The 19,189-nt window shown below is 66.0% G+C and carries 18 protein-coding genes; 10 read left to right on the forward strand and 8 right to left on the reverse strand.

The window, feature by feature from the left end; all coding sequences use genetic code 11:
* Positions 1-182: 182 nt before the first annotated feature.
* The 5 genes from CKO28_RS19715 to CKO28_RS19735 all read left to right on the forward strand — a co-directional run bounded on the left by CKO28_RS19715 (position 183) and on the right by CKO28_RS19735 (position 5,484).
* Complete coding sequence (locus CKO28_RS19715; protein ID WP_274611021.1) at positions 183-404, forward strand: thioredoxin family protein; 222 nt, start codon at positions 183-185, stop codon at positions 402-404.
* Positions 405-1,049: 645 nt separating this feature from the next.
* Positions 1,050-2,138: a TRAP transporter substrate-binding protein DctP gene (gene dctP / locus CKO28_RS19720; protein ID WP_200342534.1), complete on the forward strand. Its 1,089-nt coding sequence runs from the start codon at positions 1,050-1,052 to the stop codon at positions 2,136-2,138.
* A 103-nt stretch (positions 2,139-2,241) separates the two neighbouring features.
* On the forward strand, positions 2,242-2,787 hold the full coding sequence (locus CKO28_RS19725; protein ID WP_200342535.1) for a TRAP transporter small permease: 546 nt from the start codon (positions 2,242-2,244) through the stop codon (positions 2,785-2,787).
* On the forward strand, positions 2,787-4,064 hold the full coding sequence (locus CKO28_RS19730) for a TRAP transporter large permease (protein WP_200342536.1): 1,278 nt from the start codon (positions 2,787-2,789) through the stop codon (positions 4,062-4,064). Before CKO28_RS19725 ends, CKO28_RS19730 begins: the two co-directional genes overlap by 1 nt.
* A gap of 46 nt (positions 4,065-4,110) precedes the next feature.
* The gene (locus CKO28_RS19735) at positions 4,111-5,484 is read left to right on the forward strand and encodes an aspartate aminotransferase family protein (protein ID WP_200342537.1); all 1,374 of its coding nucleotides are present in this window, start codon (positions 4,111-4,113) and stop codon (positions 5,482-5,484) included.
* Positions 5,485-5,544: 60 nt separating this feature from the next.
* Here CKO28_RS19735 and CKO28_RS19740 read toward each other — a convergent pair whose 3' ends face one another.
* Entirely contained in the window at positions 5,545-5,751 is a 207-nt protein-coding gene (locus CKO28_RS19740; RefSeq protein WP_200342538.1) for a hypothetical protein, read from the reverse strand.
* Between the two features lie 240 nt (positions 5,752-5,991).
* A complete protein-coding gene (locus tag CKO28_RS19745) occupies positions 5,992-6,351 on the reverse strand; it encodes a winged helix-turn-helix domain-containing protein (protein WP_200342539.1) in 360 nt (119 codons plus the stop codon).
* 231 nt (positions 6,352-6,582) lie between these two features.
* On the opposite strand from CKO28_RS19745, the gene CKO28_RS19750 reads away from it, so the two are divergent.
* Both CKO28_RS19750 and CKO28_RS19755 read left to right on the forward strand, forming a co-directional pair.
* Entirely contained in the window at positions 6,583-7,791 is a 1,209-nt protein-coding gene (locus CKO28_RS19750; RefSeq protein WP_200342540.1) for an IS91 family transposase, read from the forward strand.
* Between the two features lie 728 nt (positions 7,792-8,519).
* Positions 8,520-9,137, forward strand: a complete 618-nt coding sequence (locus CKO28_RS19755) for a periplasmic heavy metal sensor (protein WP_200342541.1) — start codon at positions 8,520-8,522, stop codon at positions 9,135-9,137.
* Positions 9,138-9,697: 560 nt separating this feature from the next.
* Here CKO28_RS19755 and CKO28_RS29395 read toward each other — a convergent pair.
* Genes CKO28_RS29395 through CKO28_RS19770 form a run of 3 tightly spaced genes read right to left on the reverse strand, consistent with a single transcriptional unit; the run spans position 9,698 to position 12,053 of the window.
* Positions 9,698-9,775, reverse strand: a complete 78-nt coding sequence (locus CKO28_RS29395; protein WP_200342549.1) for an SHOCT domain-containing protein — start codon at positions 9,773-9,775, stop codon at positions 9,698-9,700.
* 33 nt (positions 9,776-9,808) lie between these two features.
* Positions 9,809-11,887, reverse strand: coding sequence for a recombinase family protein (locus CKO28_RS19765; RefSeq protein WP_200342542.1), 2,079 nt, complete (start codon positions 11,885-11,887; stop codon positions 9,809-9,811).
* On the reverse strand, positions 11,868-12,053 hold the full coding sequence (locus tag CKO28_RS19770) for a hypothetical protein (protein ID WP_200342543.1): 186 nt from the start codon (positions 12,051-12,053) through the stop codon (positions 11,868-11,870). Before CKO28_RS19770 ends, CKO28_RS19765 begins: the two co-directional genes overlap by 20 nt.
* Before the next feature lie 55 nt (positions 12,054-12,108).
* Between CKO28_RS19770 and CKO28_RS19775 the strand changes: the two genes are divergently transcribed.
* Complete coding sequence (locus tag CKO28_RS19775) at positions 12,109-12,531, forward strand: hypothetical protein (protein WP_200342544.1); 423 nt, start codon at positions 12,109-12,111, stop codon at positions 12,529-12,531.
* Between the two features lie 145 nt (positions 12,532-12,676).
* Here CKO28_RS19775 and CKO28_RS19780 read toward each other — a convergent pair whose 3' ends face one another.
* The gene (locus CKO28_RS19780; protein ID WP_274611020.1) at positions 12,677-15,031 is read right to left on the reverse strand and encodes a copper-transporting P-type ATPase; all 2,355 of its coding nucleotides are present in this window, start codon (positions 15,029-15,031) and stop codon (positions 12,677-12,679) included.
* Positions 15,032-15,309: 278 nt separating this feature from the next.
* On the opposite strand from CKO28_RS19780, the gene CKO28_RS19785 reads away from it, so the two are divergent.
* Positions 15,310-15,792, forward strand: coding sequence for a DUF411 domain-containing protein (locus tag CKO28_RS19785; RefSeq protein WP_200342546.1), 483 nt, complete (start codon positions 15,310-15,312; stop codon positions 15,790-15,792).
* Between the two features lie 275 nt (positions 15,793-16,067).
* On the opposite strand, the gene CKO28_RS28555 is transcribed toward CKO28_RS19785, so the two are convergent.
* A complete protein-coding gene (locus tag CKO28_RS28555) occupies positions 16,068-16,286 on the reverse strand; it encodes a GDCCVxC domain-containing (seleno)protein (protein WP_496196157.1) in 219 nt (72 codons plus the stop codon).
* A gap of 201 nt (positions 16,287-16,487) precedes the next feature.
* On the reverse strand, positions 16,488-17,087 hold the full coding sequence (locus tag CKO28_RS19790) for a cupredoxin domain-containing protein (protein WP_200342547.1): 600 nt from the start codon (positions 17,085-17,087) through the stop codon (positions 16,488-16,490).
* A 917-nt stretch (positions 17,088-18,004) separates the two neighbouring features.
* Between CKO28_RS19790 and CKO28_RS19795 the strand changes: the two genes are divergently transcribed.
* On the forward strand, positions 18,005-18,715 hold the full coding sequence (locus tag CKO28_RS19795) for a gamma-glutamylcyclotransferase (protein ID WP_200342548.1): 711 nt from the start codon (positions 18,005-18,007) through the stop codon (positions 18,713-18,715).
* Positions 18,716-19,189 lie beyond the last annotated feature (474 nt).

The raw sequence follows: 19,189 nt of genomic DNA on the forward strand, positions 1-19,189 counted from the left end.
CCTGGGCGAAGATCACAGCCGGATCCGTGTCCAACCCGGGCCCTTCACTCGTATCCGCAGCTTCGCGCTCAACATCCTCCGGGCGAACGGCGTGCGCAACGTGGCTCAAGCGCGCTACGCAACCGCGCTCAACCCCGACAAACTTTTCGACTATGCCGGCTCATGAAAAAAACTGAACAGCCCTGGGGTGTCCCTATTGCGAGCGGATGCACGAGGATAACTTCACCATCCCGGCGATCACGGATTACGTGCGCAAGCACTTCTCCGTGCTGCAGCTCAACCTGCGCGGCGACCGCCGGGTCGCCGACTTCGATGGCGAGGTGTTGGCGGAACACAAGCTGGCGCGCAAGTACGGCGTCAACTTCACGCCCACGCTGCAGTTCTTCCCCGCCGATCCGAGCTAGGCCGAGGGCAAGCCCGGCTACAAGGCCGCTGTTCAGCGGGTCCGCGGCTACCTGAAGCCGGTACCGTTCCTGGCGACCTTCAAGTACGTCCGCGACAAGGCCTACCGGCAGAAGCGCCGGGTTGACGCTGTGGTTGCGCAGCGCGGTGACGTGAACGTAGCGCTTGGCGCCGACCAGCAGCGCCAGCATGAGCGTGCCCAGGAGATCGCGTTTCGCCGGCGCATTCGGGCTGGTGTAGGCCAGCGGGCAGTCAGCCACCCACGGGTGAAACAGGCCGGCCTGCTTGAGGTGGTCGATGAAGAACGGCAACTGGCCGAGCGGGGTGACCGCTTCCTCCGGCGCCCAAGCGACATGGACCTTGCCAGCGAAGGTATCGACTGCCGGCGACCGCAGATCGCCAGACGCCGGTTCAACCGTCGGGCGATCACCCGATGGGTGAGCGCCCGAAACCTCCCGCGAGGCGCTCATAGCCGCAGAATACCGCGCCTCAAAGCCTGTCGCCATGACCCGCGACTGCGGAATCTAGAATCAAATGGGGGCTCTTGCGGTCCTGGGACGCGGACCGGTAGGGTCTAGTTTACCGCTTTCCAGAAAAAAGCGGGTAAAAACGACACATGGGACGGCTTCACCGACAGGAGAACAGTCTTGAAAACGCGCAACATGATCATGACCGCGGGGATCGCACTCGCGTCCTCAGCGATGGTGGGTCTGGCGACGCCCTCGGTGGCTGAGGCGCAGGAATACGAGATGGCGATCGCGACGCTGGCGCCGGAAAACCTCACCAACAACGAGATCTATCCGGGGCTGGTTCACTTCCGGGATCTCGTGGAGTCCCGGACCGAGGGTGCCATCGATGTCCAGGTCTTCGGGAACTCCCAGCTGGGCTCCGAGGTTGAAACGGGCCAGCAGGTACAGGCTGGCGGCCGCAGCATCCAGTCGACCGTCATGTCGTCCGGCGCCATGTCGTCGTTCTACGGCAAGTATCAGGTGGTCACGGCGCCGTTTCTGTTCGAAAACTGGCGCCAGGCCTGGACCTTCTTCGACAGCGCATGGTTCGCCGACTTCATGGAAGGCACCGTTCAAAAGGCGAACATGCGCTATTTGGGGACGTTCGACGACGGCGGCGGCTTCGTCGCGTTCACCAACAACAAGCGTCTGATCAAGACCGTGGAGGACCTCAAGGGGCTGAACATCCGCGTCGAGGAGAACCCCGCCCACGTGGCGATCATGAACGCTATGGGCGCGTCGGCGACGCCGCTTCCCTGGGGCGAGGTCCAAACTGCCCTGGAAACCGGGCTCGCCGACGGACAGTTCAACGCTCCGGTCGTCAACACAGCTTACAACCTCGACGACGTGACCGACTACACAACCCTAACGGGTCACGTTTACAACACCCAAACCTGGGTTGTGAGCGAGCGCTGGTACCAGAGCCTGCCCGAGGAGTACCAGAAGATCGTGACACACTCGGCCCGCGAAGCGATCCAGCTAGCGCACGGGGCCGCAGGCATGCTGGCGTCGGCGAGCTGGCAGCAGTCCTGCGAGATCTTCAAGAAGTGCTACCGGATGCCGGCGGACGAGCGCCAGAAGATGAAGGAGATGGCCCGTCCGGCCTGGAAGGATTGGATCATCAACGACTTCGGCCTCAAGCGTGAAGTAGTCGAGGGCCTGCTCCAGAAGGTCGAAGAGGTCGGCAAAAACTTGAAGGCTCAGGACTACCAGACCTACGGCCAGTAAACGCTGGTCGCCCCGGGGCGGGCGCGGTTCCGCCGCGCCCGCCCCCTCGGTGGCCGGCCAGAATCTCGACACGGCCACGGCCGTGTCAGAGCGGAGGCGTCTGATGCCGGTTCTGAACGCCTTGAAACAGGCGAGCTATTGGGCGAACCAGGGGGCCATCACGGTCTGCGTCGCCTGTGTCCTGGCCATGCTGGGCATTTCGTTCACGGGCTTCGTCTACACGATCTTCACGGGTGGCGCGCTGAGCTGGACCTACTCCCTGGCCCGCGTTTTCCTGCCCTGGATCGGGCTGATCTCCATCACGATCGCGTTCTACCACGGCGAGCACGTCGCCATGACGGTCTTGGTCAAGCTGTTGCCGCAGGTTGTCGTTCGCGCGACCGCGATCGCCTGCCTTGCCGTCATCGCTGTCTTCGCCGTCATGCTGGTCTGGTACGGCTGGCAGTTCTTCCTCAACGCGCGTCAGACCTACATGGTGTCCGCCCATATCCAGATTCCGCAGTATTACACCGCGATCGCGGTGCCGATAACCGGCGCGGTCACGCTGCTTCACTTGGTTCACGGCGTGTCGCTGCTAGAGCATCAGATGACTCCGGACGCGGCGTACGTCGATGGAGCGCTGCGGGGCACCACCGGGGACGAGACCTGATGGGGCTGGCACTCGCCGTTTTCGTCGTCCTGCTCGCGATCGGCACGCCCATCGCGGTCGTCATGGCCCTGGCCGGCGCCGCCGGCAGCTATACCATCGGTGGCACCTACATGATGAGCGTGATCGCCGACCGCATGTTCGCCGGTGTGTCGGGCTACATGCTGATCGCGATCCCGTATTTCATCTTCACGGCCGAACTCATGAACCAGGGCGGCCTGACGCAAAAGCTCATTACATTTAACAACGCCCTGATTGGGCAGGTGCGCGGGGCGCTGAGCCACGTCAACGTCACCGTGTCCGTGTTCTTCGCGGGCCTGACCGGGGCGGCGATCACCGACACCGTCGCGCTGGGCAAGCTGCTCATCCCGGCGATGAAGAAGCAGGGGTATGACGCCGAGTACGCGGCAGCAATCACCGCGTGCTCGTCGATTATTGGGCCGATCATCCCGCCCAGTGTCGTGATGGTCGTGTACGCGACGATCCTGCGAGACACGTCCGTTATAGACCTCTTCGCCGGCGGCATCATCCCGGGCGTGCTGATGGCGCTCTCGCTGCTCGCCGTGAGCGGCGTTTTGGCCTGGTGGCGCCGCTACCCCCGGCAGGATCCCACACCGCTCAAGGTTGCGGCGATCGCTTTCCTGTCGGCCCTGCCGGCCCTTCTCGTGCCCGTCATCATCCTAGGCGGCATCCTCGCCGGGCTGACCACGGTGACCGAGGCGTCGGGCTTCGCCGCCGTGTATGCCTTGGGCATCGGTTTCCTCGTCTACCGCAACCTGACGTGGCGCGGCGTGCTCCAGGCCCTGCTCACAACGGTCCGCTTCTCGGGTGTGGTCTTCTTTCTGCTCGCCGCGTCCGCCGTGCTCAGCTGGTTCATCGCCCGCTCCGGGGTCGCGCGCGAGGCGGCGGACGTTATCATCGCCCTAACGGATGTCCCGTTCCTCCAGCTGATGCTCGTGGCGCTGCTGCTCCTGTTGATCGGGACGGTGATCGACGTGCTGCCGGCACTGGTCGTCGTCGGACCTGTCCTCGTGCCCGCGATGGTCCAGTTGGGCTTCGACCCGCTGCACTTCGCGATCCTGATGATCGTCACGCTCAACATCGCTAACGTCACCCCGCCTGTCGGGATGACGCTGATGACGGCCTCACGGATCGCCGAGATACCCTACGAACGGGCGATCGTCGCATCGCTGCCGTTCTACGCCGCCTTCGCGACGGTCATCGTGCTGCTCGCCCTGTTCCCGGGGCTGTCGACCTGGATACCGAGCCTGCTGGGATGAGGCCGCCCGCGCAGGAAGCGCCACGCGCAAGGAGACATGGCTGGTCATGACACTGTCCAACTCGCACATCATCGCCGAATACAGGGAACGCACGCCCACCTCGGCGGCGCTCGCCGAGCGGGCGCAAAAGGTATTCCCCAGCGGGATCACGCACGATTCCCGGCACATGTATCCCTACGGGATCTACATCCGGGCCGCCGAGGGGGCGCACAAGCGCGATGCCGACGGCAACGTCTACACCGATTACTTCGGCGGCCACGGTGCGCTGATACTGGGTCACGCGCACCCTCGCGTCACGGAGGCCGCGCAGGCCGCGTTCAGCCGGAGCACGCAGTTCGGCGCGAACACCGAGGACGAGGTCATCTGGGGCGAGACCGTGCTTCGGCTGTTGCCCGCGGCCGAGCGCGTGCGCTTTACGGCATCCGGGACGGAGGCGACGCTGCTCGCCCTGCGTCTGGCACGCGCGCACACCGGCCGGGACAAGATCGTCCGGCTGAGAGGCCACTACCATGGCTGGCACGACAACATGGCGACCGGCTACGTCTCCCACTTCGACGGGACGCCCCCGCCCGGGGTGCTACGGGAGGTGGCCGACCGGACGGTGCTGGTGGATCCCGACGATCCGAACGTGATCGAGGCCGCGGTGCAGCGCGACGATGTCGCGGCCGTGTTCGTCGAGCCGACGGGGGCATCGTTCGGGATGATCCCGCTGCATCCCGACACGCTGCATCACCTGCGGGCAGTGACCGAGAAGAGCGGCGCTCTGCTGATCTTCGACGAAGTGATCTCCGGTTTCCGCGTCGCCCCCGGCGGGGCACAGGGCACCTACGGCATCGCGCCGGATCTCACGACGCTCGCCAAGATCGTGGCGGGCGGGACCCCCGGCGGCGCCATCGCCGGCAAGAAAGCGATCCTCGATCATCTGGACTTCGACGCGATGGCCGCGGCGGGACAGGACAAGGTCCTGCATCCGGGCACCTTCAACGCCAACCCGGTCTCCGCAGCGGCCGGGATCACGGCCCTGGAAATCATCGAGTCCGGGGAGCCCTGCCAACGCGCTAACGCGGTCGCAGCTAGCCTCCGGCAGGGGTTCAACCGGGCGCTTGCGGCCCGCGACGTGCCGTGGAGCGTTTACGGCACGTTCTCCGGCTTCCACTTCTTCATGAACCCCGACGGCCGGGCCGTCCACCCCGAGGAATTCGACCCGTTCTCGGTGTCGTGGAGGGAGTTGAAGACGAAGCCGGCGGACAGGGTCGCGGCTCTACGGCTGGCTTGGCTCCTCGAGGGTGTCGACATCTCCGGCTGGCCCGGCGGCATGACCTCGGCGGCGCACAGCGACGACGACCTGGTGGCGACGATCGAGAGCTTCACCCGTGCGCTAGACCGGATGGATGCGGAGGGCTTGCTCGTGCGCACCTAACCAGGCCGCAGTGATCGAGTGGGGTACACGCGGCGGCGTCTCGTGGACGTCGCCGCGTGCTTACTTGGTCGCGAGACGTCGCAGTCGCCCCGCGGAAACGATGCCCTGCACAATCGCCCCCATGCGCGTGATCGTGTTGCGATAGGCGTCGTCATGGGTCTTTTCCGGCTCCTCGGTGCCGATCTCCCCGGCATCATGGCGCTGGATCGCTTCCTGCAACTGGGTTGGCCGTGGCAACGAGCCCACGTTCTCCGTCGGTGTCGACATGTTCACCGCCCCTGTGGTCCGGCTGTGTCTCTTTGACCACCAGACGATGTGCCGTCTTGTTCTTGAGGCATGAGGACCGCCCCGCGGGCGGCGCTAGGCACGACACCGCCAATGTACAGGCGCTCCCGCATCCTACCTCTCGCGACGCGGGGGCGTTCGGGCGGCGTTAGGCTGTGAGGTTACCTTGTGGCCGCGTGGGCCTCACGGCGACCGGTCGCTCGAGCGCACCCGTTGGCGGCCTCAGGTGTAGAGTTGGTTTAGATCGAACTTGTAGCCGATCCGGGCGACCGTCTCGATTGGATAGCCGCCGCCCGCCGCGGCGAGCTTCCGGCGAAGGCGGCTCATGAAGACGTTCAGGGCGTTGCAGTCCGCCAGGATATCGGGGCCGTAGACCGCCTCCAGCAGGCCGTCGCGGGTCACCGTCCGGCCCGCGTGGCGGGTGGGTAGTTCCAGCAGGTCGAATTCGACGGCCGTCAGCGGCAGCTCGCGACCGGCGGCCCAGGCCATGCGGGCCGATGGGTCGATCTCCAGGTATCGTAGGCGGCGGAACGCGCTTGCCGCCGCCAGGGCGCGGCGCCGAACCGCTTCCAGGCGCGCCAACAGCTTTAGTGGTAAAGTTCAGACAGAAACGTCCCTATCGGCAGCTTTCCGAGGCAGACCGGACCGCCCAAGCGACACGGGTGTCGGCCAGGATGGGCCAGTGGACTAAACCGCTTCGGCGGTATGCAACATGGTAGGCACCGATTTCTGTGGGAGCCGGGCGGGCGGGCAGCGTAGCCTCGCTCGGTTGCACACTGGCGCTTGCCGTCCGCTGTTGTCGGAGACCGCCCGATGCTCGGGTCGTCGTTGGCCGTCGCAGACATCCTGCGCACTGAAGGCCCAGCCTATCGTCAGGCCCACGCCGGCCGTCTCAGCCTCGGCCAGCTCAAGGTCATGGCCGCGATCGAGCAATGCCGCACGGCGGCCCTGGGCGGGCACGTCGCGGCCTGCCACGACTGCGGCCATACCCGGATCGCCTACAACTCCTGCCGCAACCGGCATTGTCCCGGTTGCCAGGGCGCGGCCGCCCACGCCTGGCTCGCCGCCCGGCAGGCCGACCTGCTCCCCGTCCCGTATTACCATCTCGTCTTCACGCTGCCGGCGGCGGTCGCCGACATCGCCTACCAGAACAAGGCCGCGATCTACGCCGTCCTGTTCAAGGCGACCGCCGAGACCCTGCTGACCATCGCCGCCGATCCCAAGCACCTCGGCGCCCGCATCGGCTTCACTGCCGTGCTGCACACCTGGGGCTCGGCGATGACGCATCATCCGCATCTGCACTGCATCGTCCCCGGCGGCGGCTTCAGTCCGGACGGCCGCCGCTGGATCGCCTGCCGGCCCGGCTTCTTTCTGCCGGTGCGCGTGCTGTCCCGATTGTTCCGCCGGCTGGTCCTGGAGCAGCTCACCGCCGCCCATACCGCCGGCCAGCTCGCCTTCTTCGGCGACCACGCCGGTCTCGCCGATCCGCAAGCCTTCAAGCGCTACCTCGCGCCGCTGCGCGAGCAGGAATGTGTCGTCTACGCCAAGCGCCCCTTCGCCGGACCCGACGCCGTGCTCGCCTACCTCGCGCGCTACACCCACCGCGTCGCCATCGCCAACAGCCGCCTGCTCCGCCTCGACGAGACCGGGGTGACCTTCAGATGGAAGGACTATCGCCTGGAAGGGCGGACCCGGCTCAAGACGATGACCTTGCCGCCGGCGGAGTTCATCCGTCGCTTCTTGCTGCACGTCCTGCCGGCAGGCTTCCATCGGATCCGGCATTACGGCTTCCTCGCCAACCCCCGGCGCGTCGGAAACGTGGCTCACGCCCGTGCCCTGATCGCCGAGACCGCGCTGCTTCCCCGCCCCGACGAGACACCGTCGAACTGCGAGCCACCCCTCGCCAGTTCACCGCCGTGCCCGCAATGCGGCGGCGTCATGGCCATCATCGAGACGCTCCAGCCCGGCACCCAGCCCCGGGCACCACCGCACACCATCACCGCCGTGGCGATCGCGTTATGACGCGTCACCGCCGGCCTCCCTCAGGTCCAATAGCATCGCCTGGCCCGTTGCTCTCCGCCGGTCGTGAGCACCCGCGCGCCAACGGCCGCCATCAGCTGCTCAATGCCGCTATCCCGCCGGCCAACGCGCCGAAACCGACCACGATCCACCTCGCCGAGCCCGCCGTATTCCCTGTGCGGTGCCACAACCGCGCCCGCGCCGAAGCCACCGGGACGTCCCCCGAGGCTACTTTCTCCATAACCATCAGCTGGCTCCGGTCATAGCTCCTCGGCCCGCGGTTTCCTCCCTTGCGCTTTCTCGGACGTCTGCCGGTCGTGCCGCGCGGCTGCAACCGTGTCCGGCAGACATCCAAGAAACCTTCACAGGAGCGGCCATCATCCGTGTGGGCGGCAACCACACTGTCCGCTTGGTCACCTCAGGCTCACCCCTCAACGCCTTTTGATCAGGTTTCACTTCATTCGACTCTTGGAATATGTTTATGTACCGGACGCTCTTACGCATATGCAGGTTTCGCCTAGGAGAAAGCCGCCGTCCACGCTCGTGGACGCCCGGAGGGGTGCCCCTGCGGTGTCGAACAAGGCCGTCGGGCGATGCCGCCCATCGTCCAGACGACGCTCGAACGGCCTGCCATGGCGCCGACATGGCCATTGAGGCCCTGGCCTGCCCTGGAGCATCGGCGCGCGAACGCGGAATCGCGGCGCAAACACACGGAATACGGGAGATCGAAGATGAGATTCGCAAGAACGACCACAGCCTTTGTGCTGGCGACCGCAATGATGGCGGGCAGTTTGGCGAAGGCACCGGTCGCCGTCGCCGACAACGGCAGCCAAGCCCAGAGCAACATGCAAGGCGGCATGAACCGCGAGCGTATGCAGAACATGCTGGAGAGCATGAGCCCCGAGCAACGCCGTCAGATGATGCAATCCATGCAGAACCGGAGCGGCGGACAGATGGGCCCAGGCATGTTGGGCAGCGAGCAAATGGGTCCTGGTATGATGGGTCAAGGCGGCATGATGCCCGGACAGCTGGGGCCCTGCATGATGGGGGGCATGAACATGATGAGGCCGATGATGGGCTCCGGCATTATGCAGGGCCTCAGCCAACAGGAGCGCGCCGAATTTCAGGAGTTGCGTCAGGAGATGCGGCGAACGCACATGGAGGCGATGCTCGACATGATGGCCGTTCGGGACGAGATGCAAGAAGCGATGCTGGAACAGCGCCCGGATCCGAAACGCATTCGCCAGCTTCATGACCGCATGGCCGAGCGGCACGGTGAGGCCCTGGAGGCGCGCATTCAACTCCAGAACCGAATGCAAGATGTTATGGAGAATGTGAGCGATAACTAGTAGCTGAACGGGGGGCTTTCACTTGCAAACATCTCAGATCGACTGCCCGCGCCGAGCTTAATGCTCATATGTTCTCGGGCGGTCGGTACACTAACTCGGCTTACAGCTTCAAAAATATCCACACAACACCGACTTCTGTCGTTTCGCTGTCGGTGGAGCGGCTGTGATCGCCGGGGTGATGTTCGCGAACAAACGTGGCCGTCATGCCTTAGAATAGCCCCGCGTCACCTCGGCGAGAAGCGGCTCCTCCGAGGTGCCGCGCTTGGCTGTGCATCGGCGCCAGGGTCACAGCAACAAAACTGTTTAGCATGAGGTGCTTGGCACGCTGATCGGCGCCGTGACCTCGCGCCGATCAACACATTGCGGGATGGATCTAGTTGACCGCACTTTCACACCGACTGCAAAGGCGACTTTCCGAATCATCGTTCTGGATTCCGTCCGATCGGTTGTTCTGGTTTGTTCTGGCTTGGTGCGCCTTTTCGCTGAGCGCCCTTCTCGACCATAGGAAGCTGTTATCTGTCAGCGAGTGAATGCACCAGCTGCACACGGCCGATCCAACTTCACTCTTCAAGAGCACGCTTACGCTCGCTGAACTCTTTCTCGTCGATCTCGCCGCGGGCAAACCGTTCTTCCAGGATCGCACGAGGACTGGCTCATTATGCACCTCCTGTTCAAGTGTCTGAAATGATTGGAAGCGTGTCCTGGCGTTTGTCGCGACACGGGCCGCCTTTGCGCGCGAGGGCAGCTACGACTTGCTCGCGTTCGAGGTCTTGCGCGCGGATCTGGTAGGGCGCGCCCGGCACCACCTGCTCGGCCGGTAAGTCGCCGTCTTTAATCAGGCGCCTGATCACGTGGTTCGTCACGCCGAGCGCTTTCGCCGCCTCGGTCATCGTGAGCCAGGCACCGTCTTTCTCAGCGGATCGGTAGGCGTGGATATCCCGGACACGGCGGACCGACGCGACCCGCTTGGCGGTCCAGGTCTTGCCCTGGCCGGTCGGCAGCCCCATCCGGTTGAGCGACGCGGCGATGTGCTCGTCGGACCACCGCCCGGCCATGCTGCGCATCACCTCCAGCGCCTCCTCGGAGGTGCTGCACCCGTGCTCACCCGTCCGGGGCTTCCGGACGCGGAGTTGGGAGTGCTGGCCGCCGCGCCAGTGGATCACCAGCACGACCTCGCGGGCCTCCTCGTCGACGTCGGCGACGATATCGTTGACCAGGGCCCGCAGGAGGCGCTGGCGCGTCCTGGTCGTCGTGGTCGGCGCGTTCCAAGCGACCTGCAGGTCGTCGGCAAGACCGGTCAGGTCCGGAAATGTCGCCTCGGCTTGCGTCGCTTTGGCATCCGTCAGGCGCTCCTCGCACGCCGCGACGCGCTGCAGGGATGTTTCCCAGTTCTTTTCCAGCTGCGCGGCGATCAGCCGGTTATCCGGATCACAAGCAGCATAGCGGCGTTCCGCCAGGCTCGCCTCGTAACGCGCCTGCTGCAGCTCCAACTCGACCATCCGCAGATGCTCGCCTTCGCTTTCCATCCGCATCCGCTCCGCCGTCTCCGCTGCCTCGATCGCCATCGGCTGCACGACCTGGAGCAGTTCCCGGGCCACCGCGGCATCGATGCGGGGACCGCCGAACCCCAGGCAACGCGGGCGCCCGAGCATCAGGTTCGGACGGTCGCAGCGGTAAACCGGACGGCGTGACTGCCGTCCCGTATAGACCACCGCGAGACGCCGGCCACAGCGCCCGCAGGAAAGCATACCCGCAAGCAGCGCCTGGCCGCCACGGCCTGACTTGGTGCCGCCCGTCTTACCGTAGGCGTTCGCGGCGAGCTGGGCCTGGTTGCGCTCGTACTCCGCCCAGTCGATGTAGCCCTCGTGGTGGTCTTTCAGGACCACCTCCCAGGCGTCCCGCGGGCGGGCGTGGCCGTAGCTCTTGCGCACCCGCCCGTCGACGATCTCGGTGCGCTTCTGGCTTTTGCCGTAGACGTAGACGCCGGCGTAGAACGGGTTCTTGAGCACGCCGATCACGTTGCGGTAGCGGATCGGCGTCCACTCAAGCTGCGTCAACTGCCGGCCGTCGTACGGGCGGGGAAAGTGCATGCCCTCGGCCGTCAGGGCGAGGTGGACCTGCCGGGCGCTGCCGAGTTCGCGGAACCGGGCAAAGATGACGCGAACGGCCTCCTGGATGCGCAGATCCGGGTCGAACCCGAGCCCGAGCTCCCGATGCCACGTATAGCCGATCGGCACGCTGATGCGCAGTTCGCCGCGGCGCGCCTTGGCCCAGGCCGCGTCCAGCATGCGCGCCCGGATGACGCCGAGTTCGAACTCGCTGATCGTGCCTTTCATGCCCAGGAGAAGGCGATCGTTCGGTCGACACGGGTCGTAGATGCCCTCGGTGTCGATCACCCGCGCCTCGACCAGGCCGCAGAGCTCCAGGAGGTGGTGCCAGTCCCGGCCGTTCCGCGCCAGCCGTGAGGCATCGAAGCAAAGCACGGCGCCGACCTCGCCGGCGCACAGCCAGGCGACCAGCCGATCGAACCCGGGACGGGCGACGGTCCCGCTGGCCGATCGGCCGAGGTCGTCGTCGATGACGGATACGTCCTTGAACCCGTGCCCGCGCGCCACCTCGACCAGCTCGTACTGGCGCCGCTGGCTTTCCGTGTTCGTCTCGACCTGGGCCTGGGTCGACTGGCGGACGTAGACCACGGCCTTGCGCCCGAGGACCGACGCCGGCAGCGCCTCAGCGCGTGTCGCCGTCATCGCCGTCCTCCTCGGCGATTAGGCCGCCGGCCTCCATCAAAAGGCCGGCCAGCACCCTCACGGCGGTCGCGCGGTCCTCCTCGCTCAACCCGCGCAGCTTGGTCGAGTCCAGCGTCAGCAGGAGCTGACGCGGCGCCTGCGGGTCCGGATTTCTGGGCGACGGCATCGGGCGACTCCACGGCGCGATGAGCGTCATTCGTGGAGTATGGCCGGAACCCGAGATGAATGAGAAGCTGGTTAAGATCCGCCAGCGCCGACAGGCTCACCGTCGGCGCGCCGATCGCCATCTCGCCGCAGACCAGTGGATCGAGCATCCACCCGGCGATGACGACGATCTCTCCAGGGTTCAATTCGACGAAGGCGACCTCATCCGGCCCCCAGCGCTCCCGCAAATGCTCGACCACCTCGCGGCCGAACAGCGGATGCCAGGGGTAGTGAACGGTGACATTCCGCCTGACATGGGCAGAATGACCCCGAGATGGCGGGCCGACGACCCGCCAGCTTGTCGGCCGCGTTGCTCGGGCGGGCCCAGCCATCGGATCACCGCGACAACGGCAAAGACCAGGAGCCCGACAAAAAGGATCATCATGAACGGACCCATGATCCAATGGGCCCATCCGCCGTTCCACATCATGTGGTCGTAACGGCCAGCGGGACTCCCCTGTGCCACAGCCGTCGATGCCGCGACGCTCACGCCCGCGGCAATGGCCGCCCCAGCGGCCTTGCGAAACCACTTCTGCATCATCGTGTCCCCTCCCGTGAGGTTTGGATTTTGAAACGGCAACCGACTCAAATGCGGGTCGCACGCAGCCGCAGGGCGTTGCCCACGACCGAGACCGAGCTCAAGCTCATCGCCGCCGCGGCGATGATCGGGCTCAGCAGGATGCCGAAGAAGGGATAGAGCACGCCGGCAGCGACCGGCACGCCGAGCGCGTTGTAGACGAAGGCGAAGAACAGGTTCTGTCGAATGTTGCGCATCACCGCCCGGCTGAGCCGACGAGCGCGGACGATGCCGGCCAGATCGCCCTTCACCAGCGTGACACCGGCGCTCTTGATCGCGACGTCGGTGCCGGTTCCCATCGCCACACCGACGTGCGCCTCCGCGAGCGCGGGCGCGTCGTTGACGCCGTCGCCCGCCATCGCCACGACCCGCCCCTCTTGCTTGTGGCGCTTGACGACATCGCTCTTCTGCTGCGGCAGCACCTCGGCCTCGACCTCGTCGATCCCGAGCTCACCGGCTACGGCTTCGGCGGTTCGCCGGTTGTCGCCGGTCAGCATGACGATCCGGATGCCGTCGCGGCGCAGGTCCTGGATCGCCTGCGGCGTGCTTTCCTTGATCGGATCCGCCACCCCGATCAGCCCGGCAGGCGCACCGTCGATCAGGACGAACATCACCGTCTGACCCTTGGCGCGCAGACGATCCGCGCGGTCACCGAGCGATCCGGGGGAAACGCCGAGATCCCGGAGCAGGTGAACGTTGCCGAGTGCGACCTGCGCGCCGTCAACGGTGCCGCGCACGCCCTTGCCGGTCGGCGCGTCGAAGTCGTCGGCGTCGCCGAGGTCGAGGCCGCGTTCTGTGGCAGCCGCGACGATCGCCGAGGCGAGCGGGTGCTCGCTGCCGCGCTCCAGACTGGCCGCCAGGCGCAAGAGACGGTTTTCGTCGAAGCCGGCCTCCGGCTCGACGGCCACGACCCGGGGCTTGCCTTCGGTGAGGGTTCCGGTCTTGTCCACGATCAGCGTGTCGACCTTCTCGAACCGCTCCAGCGCCTCCGCGTTCTTGATCAGAACGCCCGCCTGTGCGCCACGCCCGGTCCCGGTCATGATCGACATCGGCGTCGCCAGGCCGAGCGCGCAGGGACAGGCGATGATCAGCACGGAGACCGCCACCACGAGGGCATACGCCATCGACGGCGCCGGTCCCCAGATCCCCCAAACGATGAACGCAACCACCGCGATCGCGACGACCGTGGGCACGAAATAGCCCGCCACGACGTCGGCAATGCGCTGGATCGGCGCGCGCGAGCGCTGCGCCTCGGCCACCATCTGGACGATCTGCGAGAGCATCGTCTCGCTGCCGACGTGTTCGGCCTGCATGACGAAGCTGCCGGTCTGGTTCAGCGTGCCGCCGATCACCTTCTCACCGGCGGCTTTTTCAACCGGGATCGGTTCGCCGGTCACCATCGATTCGTCGATGGAACTCCGCCCGTCCAGGACCTCGCCGTCGACGGGGACCTTGTCGCCGGGCCGCACGCGTAGCCGGTCGCCGGCAAGCACCTGGTCCAGGGTCACCTCGGAGTCCGTGCCGTCTGCCGCGACCCGCCGGGCCGTGGCCGGTGCCAGGTCGAGCAGGGCCCGCAGCGCGCTGCCCGTTTTCTCGCGGGCGCGCAGTTCCATCACTTGGCCGAGGAGCACCAGAACGACGATCACGGCCGCGGCCTCGAAGTAAACGCCGACGCTGCCGTCCGCGGCCCGGAACGCGGCCGGAAAGATACCGGGTGCCACCGTGGCCACGACGCTGAACGCGTAACCGGCGCCTACGCCCAGCGCGATCAGGGTGAACATGTTCAAGTTGCGGGTGACAATCGACGTCCAGCCGCGCTGGAAGAACGGCCACCCCGACCACAGCACGACCGGTGTCGCGAAAACGAATTCGATCCAATTGGCCGTGGGCTTCGCCACCCAGGCATGCAGGACAGGCCCGATCCCCGGGACATGCGGCCCCATGGCAAGCACGAGCACTGGAATCGTCAGCAACGCGCCCACCCAGAACCGGCGGGTCATGTCGACCAGTTCGGGGCTGCTTTCCGCCTCGGAAGAGACGGTCATCGGCTCCAACGTCATGCCGCATTTCGGGCATTCGCCCGGGGCGTCGCGGACGATCTCGGGATGCATCGGGCAGGTGTACTGGGTCTTGCGTGTCGATGCCGGTGTCGCCGGTTCGAGCGCCATGCCGCATTTCGGGCAGCTGCCAGGCCGATCGCTTTCCACCCCGGAACACATCGGGCAAATGTACCTCGGCCCGGTGTCCTGTGCCGGAGCTGCTGGCGTGTCCCCTGAACCCCTATGGCCGGCGGCACTCGCGCTGCCGTCATCGGACGCCCCACTGCCAAGAGGCGCGCGACCTTCCGTTTCGTTGCGGGCCATGGACTGCCCCTTCTTGCTTTTTACATTTCCCCGCGAGCCGGCCAAGAGCCAGTCCATAACGCCGGATGGAACGGATGAGGCCGCCCATCTTGGCGACGGATATTCGCTCCACACTGACAGCTTCCAGCCAGGGGAAGGTCAAGACGGAAATTTTGTTCGGCCGCGTCTTGCGCACCGTATCGGAACATTGTTGGATACAGAACAAGCATCGCCCCGGTATGGTCCGGAACCGGTGATTCCGAGGACACACTATTCGAGCCAGAATCGACGAGGCAGACATGATCCGACACGCTGACCGGAGCCTGATCAACCGCCGCGGTTTTGCGGGCGCCCTGCTCGGCGTCACCGCGGCAGCGGCGCTGGCACGTACCGGCTCGGCCGGCGCCGCGCCGGCCAAGACAATGCGGGTCTACAAGAGCCCGACGTGCGGATGTTGCGCGCGTTGGGTGGACTATGTCCGGGCCGACGCCTGGAAGGTCGAGGTGGTGGATCTGCAGAACGTCACATCGATCAAGAAGCAGGTTGGCCTGCTGCCGCAACTGGCGTCCTGCCACACCGCGATCGTCGATGGGTACGTGGTCGAGGGGCACGTCCCCCTGCCGGCGATCGAGAAGCTTATGACCGAGCGCCCGGACGTCCATGGAATCGCGGTGCCCGGCATGCCCCAGGACTCCCCCGGTATGGGGGGCGGTGGCGTCCAGGACGTGTTCGCCTTCACCCGCGACGGACGCACCCGCCCTTTCACCCGCACTGCCGGCTGACGCCGCGTCGCCGACCCAGACGACCCGACCATGCCCACCGCTACAAGCCCCCGCTTTCAGGAGTGCCTGGATGACCGCGCGATGGCGACCGTTCGGCCTGGCCATGGGAGCAGTGCTGACGCTGCTCGCCGCGCTTGCCAAAGATTGAGGCGATCTAAACGCTTTTGCCAGGAAAGGCCGAAGCAATTGCCGATGGGTCCCGATATCGGTCGCAGAACAACGCGATGCCGCTTTCACGCTCCCTTGCCCACGCAAAGAGGACTTTGATCAGCGGCTTACCGGCAAGTTGCGCCCTCCTGTATCGGCGGACAGGGGACATCCGCGTAGGAGCAAAAGACACAGCAATCGCCCGATTTGGGCCTGAGAACCGCGCCGCATCCGCGACAATCATAGAAATACTGACAGGCATCGGCTGGCATCGTCTCAGTTTCCTCGTGCCCACACTCGGGACACACGATCGTCGATCGAAATATCGTCATCGCTCGCAGGTCCATTGCTGTACCCAGATTGTACACCGAAAGCGCCCGAGCCCACGGGCAACTGCCGGACAACTGCCGGCGCCGATCATCACCGAGGCAGCCGGGCCTTGTTGCGACAACACTCGACGTGACCGGCCCGCAGCCCGTAGCCGGCGACGCGAATAGCCGGCCCGCAGTCCTGCCGGGCCTGTCCGGACCCGGCAGGACTGCGCGCGCTTATTCGCCGGCGACGAACGGACCGTGCATACCGGCCTGATAGTGGCCCGGCACGTTGCAGCCGAAGCGAACATTGTCGACCTGGGCAAAGTGCCAGATCAGTGCCTTCGTTTCGCCAGGCTGAACCATCACGCTGTTGGCATGGCCGTGGCCGGACGACGCGGTAGCATGCCCGCTGGCATCGGCCTCGCCACCGTGATGCCCGTCAACCCCGTTGTGACCACCGCCTCGGTGACCACCGCCCTGGTGACCACCGCCGTGATGCCCGTTTTCCGCATTGGCGCTGCCCATCATCTCGCGCATTTCCGCGCGGTGGGACTTCTGGACGCTGGGCGGGCCGACGGTGAACTCGTGCTGAGTCTCGCCGGTATTTGTTACGACAAAACGCACGGTCTGACCGGGCTTGACGGGGATGCGCTCGTGACTGAAGCGCATGCCCTGGGCCTCGACCCGGACGGTGCGGTCGACCTCGTCCAGCGTACCGGCGTGGCCGTAAGACTTTTCGTGATCCCCGGCCGCCTGCAGCGCGGCGGGGAAGCCGATCATCAGGGCGAACACGGCGGTCCCGGTTCGGCGGGTGAAGCTGGTCGGTTTACGCATGGCGATGTCTCCGGATGTCAAAACGGGTAAGCAGTGGGGCGCTCCGGCGCCTGAAACGCCGACGTGCCCACGGGCAGATTGAGAAAACTTTAGACTACCTGGACGCGATCACACCCGAACGGGCGTGGTGCACGCGGGCTGCAGTCGGGCTTACCCGTGTTTGGGGACCGGCGGTTCGCCTTGCAGATCCGGGCCGCTGGGCAGTGGGCCAAGCCCGCTCGTCGGGCGCGCCGTCGACAGGCGAGAGACCGCGACCATGACAACAGGTTGAGCGATCAGCGACCAGCACAGCGCCCCGTGACAGCCAGTGCCGGCATGACGCCGGCCATGGTCCTCAGGCACCTCGGGCCCTAAACTCGGGCCATCTGTGGCCGCTACCTGGGACGCTTGGTCGGGGTGGGCATGGGCGTGGGCGGCCTCAGCAGGCAGCGCGCCCGCGAGGCCAACGACAAGTGCCACGGCGACGGCGAGCACCCGCGCGCCTTTGGATATGCAGCCGTTGCCTCCCATGCCCCGATAATTGCCGATCATGAGCGTAATGCCAACCCCGTGGCCTGGATCGAGGCGACGAAGACCGTCAGCCCTGATCCCTGCCAGGCGGCGAATCAGAAGAGATTGCTGTCCGGGGCAGAGGGGGCTTGAAAAAATGCGCCGGCCCATCGCGGGTCACTGCGTTGAGTTCTGGGTATTTGTACGGGCGGCTGTAGTGGGCGCTCCCGAGGGTCTGCTTTGGGCTCGGAAGTACGCCAACACGACACCGCCATCCGTTGTTCAAGGAAAACCGGACTACCATGCTTCGGTGTGCACCGGCTTCCTTGGGACAAGCCGCCTATCCACTGAGGGAAGGAGCGTCCTCCCAAGGCATCACCTAAATCGGTAAGGTGCAGCCGATCCCGCGCCACAAGAATGAAGCCGACATGTCCGCGACCGCGCACACCGAGCAACCGCCCGCAATCACCCGCGAGGTCTTGGAACAGGACGGCCTGCGCGCCTATTTCGCTCAACATCACCCGGACGTCGAGGTGCTGGACGACGCCACCCTGCGGGCGTCACGGGACCGCATGCTCGCCGATGCCCCTGACGGTGTGGACCCTGATACCGGCGTGTTCGTGTTCGCCTACGGCTCGCTGATCTGGAACCCGTGCGTGCCCGTGGCCGAGCACCGACCGGCCCGGCTATACGGCTATCATCGCGACTTCCGCCTGCGGATGACCCATGGCCGTGGCTCGCCCGAGGCGCCGGGGCTCATGCTCGCGCTCACTGGCGGCGGGAGTTGCCGGGGCGTGGCGCTGCGCTTGCCGCCCGAGAACCTGCGCGCGGAACTGCTGCTGATCTGGCGACGCGAGATGCTAACGGGCGTGTACGTCCCGCGCTGGGTCGCCGTCGCCACCCCCGGCGAGCGCGTTTGGGCGCTCGCGTTCGTCGCCAACACGCGCAGCGAGCGCTACATTGAGCGCCCCGACGAGGCGACCGCGGCAACGTATCTGAGTACAGGCCGCGGCGCGTTGGGCACCTGCGCGGCCTACCTGGACAAGACCGTTCAGGACCTGCGCGCCTGGGGCCTGTATGACCGTCGGCTCGAACGCCTGCACCGACGCGTGTTCGCGCACACGGCACCGGCGGCATGACCGCAAGGCGTCGGTCGGCACCGGGACTAAACGCGGATCGGCGGCACAAGATCGCTCCATACCATTTGATCTTCTAAGGCTCCGGTTCCGCCGGGGCCTTTCTCCTGAGCATCCCAAAACTTGGCCGATCCATTTGAGGGTATCCAACCGCGACGGCAGAGCGACGTTCCCATACACACCTGAGCCCGCGATCAGACGACGCAGCGATCGGTCATGAAATGCAGCAGCATTTAGGCCGCGTCGGGTCATGGCCGGACCTTGCCAGCCGCTGCGGGCACGGCCGGTGTCCCGTTGGGAACTTTCCGCGGGACACCGGCGATGCGCGGTCGCAGCGTGTCCGATGCGGGCCCCCCACGTTTCGTGATGCCGAGCGCCTGAGCCATTCTCCACCGTCCAGGTTCAGCGGACGGGAGCGGAACGATGGCCAAGACGCGCGAGGACCGGCGCCAGTTCTGGCGTGATCATGTGCAGGCG

Source organism: Rhodovibrio sodomensis, from assembly GCF_016583645.1.
Lineage (GTDB): Bacteria > Pseudomonadota > Alphaproteobacteria > Kiloniellales > Rhodovibrionaceae > Rhodovibrio > Rhodovibrio sodomensis.